Origin of the sequence: Paenibacillus canaveralius (assembly GCF_047238265.1) — a bacterium.
In the GTDB taxonomy this organism is placed as follows: Bacteria; Bacillota; Bacilli; order Paenibacillales; family NBRC-103111; genus Paenibacillus_F.
Window position 1 is genome coordinate 2,626,409 of the sequence record NZ_JBDFMM010000001.1, and the last position, 12,457, is coordinate 2,638,865.

Annotated in this window: 13 protein-coding genes; 12 read left to right on the plus strand and 1 reads right to left on the minus strand. The window is 53.4% G+C overall.

Going from position 1 to position 12,457, the window contains the following annotated elements; genetic code table 11:
• Nucleotides 1–84: 84 nt before the first annotated feature.
• The 5 genes from ABC395_RS12125 (at nucleotide 85) to ABC395_RS12145 (ending at nucleotide 2,860) form a co-directional block, all read left to right on the plus strand.
• Entirely contained in the window at nucleotides 85–303 is a 219-nt protein-coding gene (locus ABC395_RS12125; RefSeq protein ID WP_413003329.1) for a hypothetical protein, read from the plus strand.
• A 205-nt stretch (nucleotides 304–508) separates the two neighbouring features.
• Nucleotides 509–748, plus strand: coding sequence for a helix-turn-helix domain-containing protein (locus ABC395_RS12130; protein ID WP_413006734.1), 240 nt, complete (start codon nucleotides 509–511; stop codon nucleotides 746–748).
• A gap of 29 nt (nucleotides 749–777) precedes the next feature.
• Nucleotides 778–1,296: a peptide deformylase gene (gene def, locus ABC395_RS12135; protein ID WP_413003331.1), complete on the plus strand. Its 519-nt coding sequence runs from the start codon at nucleotides 778–780 to the stop codon at nucleotides 1,294–1,296.
• 211 nt (nucleotides 1,297–1,507) lie between these two features.
• Nucleotides 1,508–2,086, plus strand: a complete 579-nt coding sequence (locus tag ABC395_RS12140; RefSeq protein WP_413003333.1) for a TetR/AcrR family transcriptional regulator — start codon at nucleotides 1,508–1,510, stop codon at nucleotides 2,084–2,086.
• 66 nt (nucleotides 2,087–2,152) lie between these two features.
• On the plus strand, nucleotides 2,153–2,860 hold the full coding sequence (locus ABC395_RS12145) for a YqeB family protein (RefSeq protein ID WP_413003334.1): 708 nt from the start codon (nucleotides 2,153–2,155) through the stop codon (nucleotides 2,858–2,860).
• 192 nt (nucleotides 2,861–3,052) lie between these two features.
• Here ABC395_RS12145 and ABC395_RS12150 read toward each other — a convergent pair whose 3' ends face one another.
• Complete coding sequence (locus ABC395_RS12150; protein WP_413003335.1) at nucleotides 3,053–3,835, minus strand: ABC transporter ATP-binding protein; 783 nt, start codon at nucleotides 3,833–3,835, stop codon at nucleotides 3,053–3,055.
• Between the two features lie 152 nt (nucleotides 3,836–3,987).
• Here ABC395_RS12150 and ABC395_RS12155 point away from each other — a divergent pair, with 152 nt between their 5' ends.
• The 7 genes from ABC395_RS12155 (at nucleotide 3,988) to ABC395_RS12185 (ending at nucleotide 12,311) form a co-directional block, all read left to right on the plus strand.
• On the plus strand, nucleotides 3,988–4,776 hold the full coding sequence (locus tag ABC395_RS12155; protein WP_413003337.1) for a helix-turn-helix domain-containing protein: 789 nt from the start codon (nucleotides 3,988–3,990) through the stop codon (nucleotides 4,774–4,776).
• Nucleotides 4,777–5,034: 258 nt separating this feature from the next.
• On the plus strand, nucleotides 5,035–6,303 hold the full coding sequence (locus ABC395_RS12160) for a chitinase (RefSeq protein ID WP_413003339.1): 1,269 nt from the start codon (nucleotides 5,035–5,037) through the stop codon (nucleotides 6,301–6,303).
• A 251-nt stretch (nucleotides 6,304–6,554) separates the two neighbouring features.
• Nucleotides 6,555–7,256 (plus strand): response regulator transcription factor, encoded by a 702-nt coding sequence (locus tag ABC395_RS12165; RefSeq protein ID WP_413003341.1) that lies wholly within the window; start codon nucleotides 6,555–6,557, stop codon nucleotides 7,254–7,256.
• Complete coding sequence (locus ABC395_RS12170; RefSeq protein ID WP_413003343.1) at nucleotides 7,253–8,245, plus strand: sensor histidine kinase; 993 nt, start codon at nucleotides 7,253–7,255, stop codon at nucleotides 8,243–8,245. The genes ABC395_RS12165 and ABC395_RS12170 overlap by 4 nt, the downstream gene beginning before the upstream one ends.
• Before the next feature lie 356 nt (nucleotides 8,246–8,601).
• Nucleotides 8,602–9,372, plus strand: coding sequence for an ABC transporter ATP-binding protein (locus tag ABC395_RS12175; RefSeq protein WP_413003345.1), 771 nt, complete (start codon nucleotides 8,602–8,604; stop codon nucleotides 9,370–9,372).
• Nucleotides 9,347–11,290 (plus strand): FtsX-like permease family protein, encoded by a 1,944-nt coding sequence (locus tag ABC395_RS12180; protein WP_413003347.1) that lies wholly within the window; start codon nucleotides 9,347–9,349, stop codon nucleotides 11,288–11,290. Before ABC395_RS12175 ends, ABC395_RS12180 begins: the two co-directional genes overlap by 26 nt.
• Nucleotides 11,291–11,312: 22 nt before the next feature.
• Nucleotides 11,313–12,311 carry a DUF418 domain-containing protein gene (locus ABC395_RS12185; protein ID WP_413003349.1) on the plus strand — a complete coding sequence of 333 codons (999 nt, stop codon included), beginning with the start codon at nucleotides 11,313–11,315 and terminating at the stop codon, nucleotides 12,309–12,311.
• Nucleotides 12,312–12,457 lie beyond the last annotated feature (146 nt).

Consider the following 12,457-nt stretch of genomic DNA (forward strand, 5'->3'; position numbering starts at 1 on the left):
TTCCTCTCTTTATTATACCTCATTTGTTGTAAAAAAGACACATTTTTTACCCTACAAAATGAGGCGGAAAGGAGGAAAAAAAGGATGGATCTGACTGCCGAAAGTCTGGTGTCTCTGGTGACGAATGTCGGCTTTCCGGTTACGCTCTGCTTCGTTCTGCTCCGTTACGTGCTGCAGACGATGGGCGAAAAGCTGGATAAACTGGACAGCTCGCTGAACAAATTGTGCCGGCTGATTAAAGAAATCGATGCCCGGTCCGACCGGGGGCGCGTCAGTGAAGACAAAAACGTCAAGCGGCCTTAAAAAAGAGGAGTGCACCGGGCTCCTCCGACTGCGGCGAAACCCCTGTCCGATGCGGCAGCGGGTTTCTTTTTTTGTCAGGTAATTAATCCGGCTGGAGCAGAAGAAGGGGAGGATAATCATCTTTCCGGGAGATCCTGCATATGATATATTAGGTAGTACCTAACTAATTAAGGCAATACCTAATTATTATCTGGAGGTGAGTGTTCTGCTGATCTGGATGCTGCGGAAAATCATGGCTGAAAGAGGACTGTGGACCGGCGCCGCACTTGCGCGTCTGCTGAAGGAGAAAGCCGGTTACGACTTGTCGGCCCCTTCCATTTCCGCTCTGTTGAACGAAACGCCGAAACAGATGAAAGCGGACACGCTTGACGCTTTATGTACCGCACTGGACTGTACGCCGGGAGATTTGTGGGTTCACAAGCCGTCCGGCAGGAGAGGCGCTTAAGCCGGTTATTTTATAAGGAGTTGAAGCCCGTGGCCGTAAAAAAAATCCTTCCTTTCGGAGATCCCATCTTAAGAAAAGAAGCGAAGCCCGTCCAGGAAATTAACGCGAGAGTGCTCAAATTGCTGGATGATATGACGGATACTTTGTACGCGGAGGAAGGAAGAGCGGGATTGGCCGCTCCTCAGGTAGGTATTCTTCGCCGTATCATTGTGATGGACTGCGGGGAGGGTTTGATTGAGCTTATAAATCCCCAAATTGTGGACATGAGCGGAGAACAAACCGGGCCCGAGGCGTGTTTATCTTATCCGGGCTTTGCGGGCATCGTGAAAAGAGCGGAATACGTGAAGATTACGACGCTGGACAGGAGCGGGAATACATGCGAGCTGGAAGGGGAGGGTTATCTGGCCCGCTGCATCCAGCACGAGATGGATCATTTGAACGGCATCCTGTTCGTGGATCGCGTCGTCCGGAACGGTTTTTATAAGGAACAGACGGGACAGCCGGCCGATCTGGCCGAAGTTCTCCGTTTGACGAACCGGAAGTATTAGACGGACCTCAGTCGTTTGGTTAAAGCCGAATAAGGGACGAATGCGTTAAAAGAAATGCCCGCCGAACGTTGACAAAAGGCTGCCGGAAATCCGGCGGCTTTTGTTTTTTAAGAGAGCGAAATAAAGAGAAGGTTTAATTGACGAAAGCGTTGTGTTATAATTTTACCTATCGGTAAGTAAAATGAATAGCAGCAGTGAGGGAGAAAAATCCATGTCCAATAATCAGACCCATCAACAGATCCTCGAAGCCGCCTTCAAGCTGTTTGCGGAGCATGGCATCGATAAAACAAGCCTCTCTATGATTGCGGCCGAAGTCGGGATCACGAAACCCGCCATCTATTATCATTTTTCTTCGAAAGAGGCGCTGATTTCGTTCATTTTCGAGGAAACGTTCCGGGACTACACGTTTTCCCACTATTTCAAGCCCGACGAATTTACAAAAGAAAACTTTCAGACTCTGCTTGTCGAGAACGGATTGAAAATGCTTCCGAGTGAAGAAGAAGAATACAGCGTTCTGCGTGTATTGAACGAATTCCTGCTGGCCGTAAGCCGTCAGGACGTTTACAAGCAGCGGCTCTATGAGATCGAAGAAGATTTTCTGCTTGGCTTCACGGCCTTGATGCAAAAAGGCGTTGAGCTTGGCGTCGTCGCTCCGGAAAAAATTTCGGCGAAGGCATACGTTCTTGCGCTCGTCATCGACAATTTAAGCAACTTCATGCTGATGGGCTTCAAGCCGGACGTTAGAGAAGTGTGGAGCGAAGCTGTCAGAGGCGTATTGATTCACGGCTGAAGCTCTGCGACTGCACGAAATTCTGTTACCGCCGGTGATTATTTTAAGCAAAGCAGGTGATTTCATTTGACAAGTTTCCCTACACGACAGCAGGAGGTAACCGTCGGACTCGATAAGGCGTCGCGGATTATACTGCTTGCCGGACCGGTCCTGCTGGGAGGTATTCTGGGTTATTTTGTGCCCAGTCTTGCGAGGTTGGCCCTTAAGCTTCCCTGGATCCCGTTTCAGGGTCCCATTGAAGTGATTACTTCTTTCCACGGTTCCTGGATAGCGCTCCTTACCGCCTTGCTCGGCGCCGGAGCAGGTCTATGGTTTACGGGACAGGCGTTTAAGGAAATCGTGTTTGTCACCTTATCGGAGCAAGAAATTCAGCTGAAAAAGGACAATAAGGTGCAGAGAATTCCCCATGAGTCGGTCCGTACCGTGTTTATGGACGGCAAACAAATGGTTATTCTGGGAGCCGCCGGCCGGGAATTGGCCCGCGAAACGTATGAGGCTCCCGCGGAAAGCCTTCCCGCCGCGTTAGAACCGTTCGGCTACCCCTGGTCGGGCGATGGGGACCCGTACAGGGACCGGTACGCCAGGTGGGTGCCCGATATGCCCGGCGTCAGCCCGCCTGTCAATGCGCTCCTGAAAGCGCGCGAACGGGCGCTGCAGAAGAAGGAAAAGGAAGAAGCGGCGGATTTGCGGCGCGAAATCGCCAAACTCGGCTTCGTGATCCGGGATGAGGGAACGCGCCAGTATTGGCGCGGAACGGACGAAAGCGAAGGGTAGCCGCAGTCCTGCCGGACGGCTGGGGAAGGTTCATCCAAAGCGGATGTTGTCTGCCGCTTGCGGCGCGGGGTATTTTTTCTCCGCTTGGCTCTGAGACCACCGCGTGTTGAGGCATGACATACCCGCGGCAGGCTCAAGCAAAGCGGAAAGACGCAGCCGTCTGCTTTAGAGGGAGGGCAGCGGCAGCCCCGTTCATGTCACGCGTACATAGAAGCGCTCGTCGTGGTTGTCCACCTGAACCGGCGCTTCGAAAAACTCGCTCAGCACAGCGGAGTTCATCAGCTCGCCGGTCGCTCCCTGACGCACGGCCTCTCCCTGCCTGAGCAGAAGCGTATGTCCGAATACCGGAAGAATTTCTTCGGTATGATGGGTGACGTAGATCAGGGTCGGCGCCTGTTCCTGACGCGTCAGTTCGCCGATGCTTTCCAGGAGCTTCTCGCGCGAGAACAAATCGAGCCCATTGCACGGCTCGTCCAGAATCAGCAGCTTCGGCTCGGCCATCAGCGCTCTGGCGATGAGAACTTTCTGCTTTTCGCCCTGGGAGCAGGTCCGGAATTCGCGGTCCCACAGATGCAGACAGCCCATCGTGCGCATAAGGGCTTCGGCCCGGTTCAAATCATCATCCGTAAGCCGTTCGTACAAGCCGATCGTAGCGTACTTTCCGCTGATGACGACCATTTGGGCTTTGTCCGTGCCGTACAATTTGTCCTGCAGAGAAGAGCTTACCCAGCCGATCGACTGCCGCAGTTCACGCAGATCGATTTCTCCGAACCGGTGACCGAGCACGGTTACGGAGCCGCGGCTCGGCCAGATATAGCCGTTAATGAGATTAAGCAGCGTCGTTTTGCCGGACCCGTTCAAGCCGAGAAGAGCCCAATGCTCTTTAGGCCGTACCGTCCAGGTGACCCCTTTGAGCAATTCCTTGTTTCCTGTTTTCCAGGTTACATCTTTTAGTTCGATGATCGCACTATCCATAGTTTTCGTCTCCATTTTCGTGAATTGGGGAAAGGAAAGTTTCCCTAGCTTTTTATTCATCATAAAGACAGTTGGAGACGCTGTCGATACCAATTGTGCCGGATCAGGATCAATAAAAAGCAATTTTCGCTATTGCGGGGAGGTTCAGGCCCATGAAGCTGGAAATGACAACCGGCCGTCTCGAATTGTACAAATATGAGGAAGCATATAAGAACGAGCCGCACAGCCATCCCGACTGGTTTCAGGTGACCATCTCTGTCCGCGGAGCCTGTGAGTTTACGCAATCAGGCAGAAACTACCGCTTGGCGGAAGGAGAAGTGCTGTTCCAGCGTCCCGCCGAGGAGCATCATTTCAGGACGGGACCGGGGGAAAGCGTACTGATTGTTAAGCTGCACGAAAGTCTCTTTCCCGTACCGGAAGGCTGCGGAAACCGGCTCGACGTGAACCCCTCCGAAGCGGACGAAAAGTTCGGAGTCTGGACGTCCGGCTTGATCAATTCCCGGAACGAGCACAGCCTGCGGGCCGCCGAAAGCCTCGTGGTGCTTGATGTAAAGCGGATGCTGGAGACGGGGGTGCCGGCGGCGGGCGGACAGGAGACGGAGCTGACCGTTTCCATAGCGGACCCTCATTTGCGGGAGGCCTGGGACTATATCCATGCCCATTACAAATCCGCGATTTCCGTCGAAACTCTGTCGGCCATCGCCCTGCAAAGCCGGTATCATTTCATCCGGTCCTTCAAAGCGGCGGCAGGGCTGACTCCTCATCAAACCGTGCTGAAACTGAGAATGCGGGAGGCCCGGCGGCTGCTTGTCCGGACAAACGAAACCGTTACGGCGATCAGTGCGGGACTCGGTTTCTCAAGCGCGAGCCAGTTTTACCGGGCGTTCCTCAAAGACACGGGAAAAACGCCCGAACAGTACCGCCGCGACAGCCGCGGTTAAATGCCAACCGACAAAAAACGGCCGTTCCCGCAGCCGTTTTTTTTGTGTGTTTAACATGAGCTGCGACTGTTTTTGTTAGAGCGCAGTTCTTCTCGGGCCAGACTTTCTTGTTTTAATCCATTAAACCGATGCCTGAGTGACGCATTACTTAGTTAAATGGTCCTGTTTTCCATAGGATTATAAGACTATATACATTAATATCCATTTTCCTATAGATTAGTAATACAAACAAATATTTATAGTTAAAGGAGAATGATTATGTCTCAATGGAAATATCCGCTCTCTACCCGGTTTGTATATCGTGCCCTCTGTCTCGCTCTGGGGAGCGCCATTCTTTTGTCACCTGTGCAAGCGCTTGCAGCATCGGAAACGTCGCATGCCGTTGAGTCGGGAACTTCTATTTCCTCTCATAAAAACGAAAATGATAACGCTTACAGAAACTGGGGGAAACATAAGCGTTTAACTCAGGGGAGCTCGCTTGAAGTCGGTGAGAGTCGTGTTCTCAATTCCAGGGAAATCCGTAAAGAATGGGACGGTATCGAGCCTGAATACAGTCCGGATAAGGCCGTAGAGGCTGTCAAAGCGGCTCTGCCGCAAAAGGACTACGAGGAACTGTTTCCATACAGGCTCGGTTCGGCCCAGTGGTTTGAAGCGGCCAAAGGAAAAGAATATTACAAGGAAAACCAGACCGATTATTTTTCGTACGACAATCTTATCCAGGCTGTAACCGAAGCGGCGAATATCAAGTACAAGGTCAGCACGCGGAAAGGCTCCAAAAATTCACAGGAAGTTTTCCGGCTGGATAAAGAAGGGAAGACGGAAACGTTAGTTTCCCGTTCGGCCGACTTTAATTCGGAAGCCAACCGGAACAAAATCATCGAAACCGAAATCGTGGATTACGGCACCTTTCTGAAAGAAGGCACGAAGAAAAACCGCAAGCGGGAACTGGCCGCTCTGATGGCTCACCTCTCCCATGAAACGGGCGGCGGTTGGGATGCGGCTCCGGGCGGACCGCTGCGCTGGGGGCTGTTCTGGAACGAGAACATAGCCGGCAGAACGGGCCAGAACATGTCCAACTTCGTCGATCCAGACAGCTCCAAGCTGTACCCGGGATTCGGGGATAAGCGCTATTACGGGCGCGGACCGATCATGCTCAGCTGGAACTTCAACTACGGCTTGTTCAGTTCCATCATTTACGGAGACAAGAACATTTTGCTTAAAAATCCCGAAATCGTGGCGGCCGAAGGAAAAGTCGGTTTCATGACGGCGATTTTGTTCTGGATGACGCCTCAATCTCCGAAGCCTTCCGCGCACGATGTGATAGTCGGTAAATGGAAACCGACGAAAGAACAGGCCGTTAAAGGACTGAAGCCCGCCGGATTCGGCATCACGACGATGGTGCTTAACGGGCTGGAAGAAAATCAGCCTGAGACCCGCCGTGCGGCCCATTACCGGGATATAACCAGCCGTATGGGCCTCGATATTACCGGTGAGAAGCTGGATACGCTGGGAATGAAGCCGTTCTGATCGGCGAAAGGCTGTGTAAATGTGAAGCTGCCGGGAAACCGGCAGCTTTTTTGATGTGAGGCGGCGGTGAAGATGAGCACCAGAGTAAGGAGAGGGATATCGCAATGAGTTTTACAAACAGAGTACGAAAACGAAAAAAGAGTCCCGAGTTGACAGGCGGCATAAAAGCACTCTGCTTTGCACCGATTTTAGCGGCATGGTAATGTAAAACTGTTCCGCTATTTAACTGCTGAAGAGGTTGTGAGGCTGAGATGTATAAAATTTTCATTGTGGAGGACGATCCCAAAATCGCCGGCCTTCTGCGTTCCTATCTGGTCAAATACGGGTTCGAGGTGGATGAAGCGGGCGATTTCAGCCGTGTACTTGAAGAATTTCTGGCGTCCGGAGCGCAGCTGATTCTGCTGGATATCAACCTGCCGAGCTATGACGGGTTTTACTGGTGCCGCCAGATCCGCGCTCATTCCATCTGTCCCATTCTTTTTATATCGGCCCGGGACAGCCAGATGGATCAGGTTATGGCGCTTGAGAACGGGGCGGACGATTATATAACGAAACCTTACGATATGGAAATCGTTCTGGCCAAAATCCGCAGTCATCTGCGGAGGGCTTACGGCTCGTATGCCCAGGCACAGGAAGAAAGAACCGTCAAATGCGGATCGCTCGTGCTGTATCCGGAGCGGTACGTCGTCAGCGTGGACGGCCGTTCCGCCGAACTGACGCAGAAGGAGTCCGTGCTGTTGGAGGCCCTTATGGAGAAACAGGGCCGTGTAGTCGGCCGGGAACGGCTGCTGGATCTGATGTGGGAAGATCAGCACTTTATAGACGACAACACACTGAACGTATATATTACCCGCGTCCGCAAAAAGCTTAAGGAGCTGGGCTGCCGGCAGGCCGTGGAGACCGTAAGAGGGGCCGGCTACCGCTTCGGCGCGCCGCCTGCCGAACAGATATGAGCCTGTTCTGGAAGGACCACAAGCCGCTGCTGCTGTTTTATCTGGCCCAGATGCTGCTGGTGCCCGCACTCTACTGGCTGAGCGGAGAAGGTCGGCCTCCGGGCATCGTGCTGTACGGGATGGCGATCAGCTTTGCCGTGCTCCTCGTGTACTTCTTGTTCCGGTATTGGCAGCAGAGCATGCTTTACAAGCGCCTGGACGATCCTTCGTCCGCCGCGGACGGCAGTTTCGAGATCCCGGGCGATTCGCCCCTTGCCGAGGCGTTCCGTGAGGTGCTCCGCGTGAAGGAGCAGGCTTACGAGAAGCGGCTTCACGAGTCTCAAAGCAGGATGGACAGGCACATCGAGTTTATGAACCGCTGGGTCCACCAGATGAAAACCCCGCTGTCGGTCATGCAGCTTACGCTCCGCGAGCTGGAAGACGAGCATATGCAGAGCCTGCAGGAAGAACTCGACCGCATGCGCAAAGGGCTGGAGACGGTGCTCTATACGTCGCGGCTGGACCGGTTCAATGAAGATTTCCGCGTGGAGCCGGCGAACCTTCTGCGGATAGTGAGCGAATCGGTGGCGGAAAACCGGCGCCTTTTTATCCGCAAGGGAATTGCCGCGAAGCTTCTTGTCGGGGAGAGTCTGGAAGTGTACACGGACCGGAAATGGCTGCGGTTTATGCTCGGCCAGATTTTGACGAATGCCGTTAACTATTCCGCCGGCAAAGGCGACAGTGTCACGATTGCCGCCGTGAGGCAGGGCAGTGCCACTGTGCTTGAAATTACGGATCAGGGGATCGGGATCGCCCCGGAAGATTTAAAGCGGGTGTTCAACCCGTACTTTACGGGCCAGCGGGGCAGGCAGTATCACGAATCCACGGGAATGGGCCTCTACCTGGTCAAAGAAATCGCCGGGAAGCTCGGGCATGCCGTCGAGCTGCAATCGGAGGCGGGAGCGGGCACGACCGTGCGGATCATTTTCCGGCCGGGAAACGGGACCTGAACGAAGCCCGGAGAGTGGGGCGGGAGATCAGAGACCGGAGACCGGAGACCGGAGACCGGAGACCGGAGACCGAAGACCGAAGACCGAAGACCGAAGACCGAAGACCGAAGACCGAAGACCGAAGACCGAAGACACCCGTTTAAGACAGGCGCTGCGTAATGCAGCGTTTTTTTTTGCCCGCAGGGGCGCTCCACGGAATACTTCCGAACAGAAAACCGAACATAATCTTAAAGCGATTGTAAGGATGAGTTAAGGTAAATCCATAGCCGGACGGCCCGGCTTTTTGTACAGTAGGGGTAGGCTGGCTGATTCATGAACAACAACCGGACGGACATTCCGGGACAGGAGTGAGAAATATGGATGTTTTGCAAGTAAAAGCTCTTCATAAAACGTATCCGGGCAAAGTCGTGACCCAAGCTCTGACCGATATTCATTTAACGATAGGAAAAGGCGAGTTCGTCGGTATTATGGGCCCTTCGGGAAGCGGCAAAACGACGCTGCTGAACATGGTGTCGACCATTGACCGGCCAAGCTCGGGAGAAGTGAGCATCAACGGTCAAAACCCGTACCGGATGAAGAAAAAAGAACTGGCGGTATTCCGCCGCAGGCAGCTCGGCTTCGTCTTCCAGGATTTCAACCTGCTGGATACGCTCACGGTCGCCGAAAACATCGTGCTGCCGCTGACGCTGGACAACCGCAAGCTCGGCGAAATGGAGCGCAAGCTGGAAGAAGTCGCCGCGCGTCTGGGCATTACGGATATTCTCGGCAAACGCGTGTACGAGATATCCGGCGGACAGCGCCAGCGGACGGCCATCGCGAGGGCCGTCATCACTTCGCCGGTTCTGCTCCTTGCGGACGAACCGACGGGCTCTCTGGACTCCAACGCCTCGCGCGTCGTAATGGAGTCTCTTGCCGAAATCAACGAGCGTGAAGGGACGACGCTCATGCTCGTGACGCACGATCCGCTCGCGGCGAGCTACTGCCAGCGCATCGTTTTTATCAAAGACGGAAAGCTTGCCGCCGAAATTCACCGGGGCGACAGCAGACAGACATTTTTCCAGAACATCATCGACACACTGTCTTTCTGGGGAGGGAATAGCAATGAACTTTCCTCGATTCGCGTTTAATAACGTCAAACGCAACGGCGGGGCTTATTTTGCCTATTTCCTGAGCAGCGCGTTTATGGTGATGATCTTTTTCACGTATGCCGTCTTCATTTATCATCCCCAGCTCGACCGCTCCCTGATGGGACCGATGACCCGGGCCGGGATGCAGGCCGCCGCGTATGTCGTGTTCATTTTTTCGTTTTTTTTCGTTCTGTATTCCATCAGCATGTTTCTTAAATCCAGGAACAAGGAATTCGGCATTCTAACGATTCTCGGTGCCGACTCCGGCCAGGTCAACCGGCTGATTTTTCTGGAAAATATGCTGGTCGGGGGAGCTTCTATCGTGACGGGCATTTTCAGCGGAATTTTCCTGTCGAAACTGTTTCTGCTGATCAGTGTGAAAATGACCGGAATGGAAGATTTGCCGTTTTACTGGCCGTTCCGGGCGATTCTTCTGACTGCGGTCTGCTTCGCTCTCTTGTTCTTGGTCATTTCCGTGCTTACGCTGTTTTTTATCCGTAAAAATAACGTTCTTGAGCTGCTGAACGGCAGCAAGAAGCCTAAAAAAGAGCCGAAGCTGTCGATCTGGCTCTGCCTGCTCGGCTTTATTCTGCTCGCCGTAGGTTTTCTGGCGCTGCGGATCGGGGAAGTGGAACCCGCCAATATCTTTATCGCCGCAGCCGCGGGAATTGCGGGGACGTATCTTTTTTATTCGCAGCTCACCGTGCTGGCAACCCGCGCCGTGAAGCGCAACCGGAAAAGAGTGTGGCGTGGGACACGACTGCTGTGGGTATCGGAGTTCAGTTACAAGCTGAAAGATAACGCACGAATGCTGTTTCTGGTGACGGTCGTGACTTCCGTGTCCTGCATGAGTGCAGGCTTCGTCCTGTCTTTCGAGCAGGAGAACCGGGCGTATTATTTAAACAACCCTGCGGCCATTCAATATACGTCTTACGATCCGGATAACGCCGATAAAGAATTGAGAGTTATCGACGGCATGCTGAAGGACGCGGGAACGGCCTACAAACGGCTGGAAACAAACTCGTTCTACGCCTTGCTCAAAGGAAAACCGGGTTCCTATGTGGATCTGGTTTCCGAGAGTGAATATAACAAGATCGCGGACGCTTTCGGCAAAGGACTGCCTCGATTCGGACCCATAAATACCGGGGAAGCCGCTGTCGTTTACACGAAAGAAGCGGGAGCGGCAGACATTTCGGAAGGACCCGTCGAATTGAAAGACCTGCCCGGTATTTTGCACGTGAAACAGACGCGAAACGCGGAATCGCTGGCTTCTCTGTACAGCTCCGGGACGGTGCTCGTCCTGGAGGATCAAGAGTTTAAGCGGCTGAAAAGCGTCTCCGAAAAAGATAGTCCGTTCCGCTCCCGGAGCTTTGTTTATCTTGTTCCGGAATGGAATACGGGCAGGCTGCCCGCACCGGACAGCCCCGAATCCGTTACCGGCGACAAACTTCTGGCCTGGCACGACGAGCTTCAAAAGAAGCGTGAAACGGACAGCTTCATGTCGACCCGCGCCCATGACTTTTTGCAGATGCAGCAGGGTACATCGCTATTCCGGTTTATCGGGGTGTTCATCGCGCTTATTTTCTCGATATCGACCGCAAGTTTCCTGTATTTCAAGCTTCACACGGAGCTGGCGGCGGATAGTCAAATGTACCGGGCGCTTTCGAAGATCGGTCTCAGCGCCGGCGAAATGAGAAAATCGGCGACTGTGCAGATTGCACTGCTGTTTTTTATGCCGATCGTGGTTTCGACCGTTCAGACCATCGTCGTTCTGGGTCCTATAATGAACCGTTTCGGCGTTGCCAAATCGCTTGGCCCCGCCTTGACGGTATCTGCCGCTTTCCTTGCGGCACAGGCGGTTTACTTCCTCATTGTGCGTTCGCGCTATGTGCGTACTTTGAATAAGTGGATGGTCTAATCCAAGAAAGTAGAGAAGGAACATGACAACTGATATGAATAACAACGGACGAATTGTAACGCTGGATTATGTAAGAGGGTTTGCGCTGCTCGGCATCATTTTCATCAATATCCGGCAGATGGTATCCGCAACAATGGACCAAACGGCCGAGGATATGGCGGTCAATACGTTTATGGATATAATGGTCAGCCACCGGTTTTATGTGATCTTCTCTTTCCTTTTCGGAGTCGGCTTTTATCTCTTCGTTTCCCGGGCGAAGGAGCGGGGAGACCGCGCTATGTATTTATTTGCCCGGAGGCTGCTTCTGCTGCTGGTGATCGGTCTGGCGCATCACTTTTTTCAGCCGGGAGAAGCGCTTTTGATCTATTCGATTCTGGGGTTCCTGCTGCTGCCTTTCTTTAATAGAAAGCCGGCCGTCGTATTTTTGACGGGTTTTATCCTGACGATCGCCGGATGCTTTACGATTTTTCTTTTGGAAATCTGGGGACTGTTTCTGCTCGGTTTGTGGGCCGGACAGATCGGATTGTTTCAACAAGGTGACCGCTACCGGCGGGGGCTTCTGATCACAATGACCGTTTCCCTGCTGCTCCTGGTTCCGTCTTACTATGCTCAGGAAGCCATTCTGGACCGCACGGGGATGGTCGACGTGGCTCTTGCGGCGGGGGGGCTTGCATTCAGCGTCTTATATGTGACGGCGCTCACGCTGCTGCTGCGGAGCGAAGCGGCCCGGCGTCTGCTGGCGCCGATGAAGGATCTCGGGAGAATGGCGCTGACCAATTATCTCATGCAGACGGTTCTTATTCTGTCGCTAAGCGCGCTGTTCAGCTGGCCGAACCGCATCCACGCAACCGAGCTTGCCTGGACGGCGGCGGGTATTCTCTTGATCCAGCTGGCCGCGAGCACATGGTGGTTCCGCTATTTTCGGATGGGACCCGCGGAGTACTTGTGGCGGCTGGGAACCTACGGGAAAAAGTCCGTCAGGCATTCCTCCGGCATGTACGAGACAACGAGAAAAGGATAACAAATCCTGCCGGACGTTTAACCGCGAATGTGAACATGAAAGGTTGTTCATAAGCCCGGGTAAACGGAGCTTTAAGACGGGTTTCTGCACTTGTGCCGAACCCCCTCTCGCCGGCTTTTTTCACTTGAAACGGTTTTTGCCGGAAG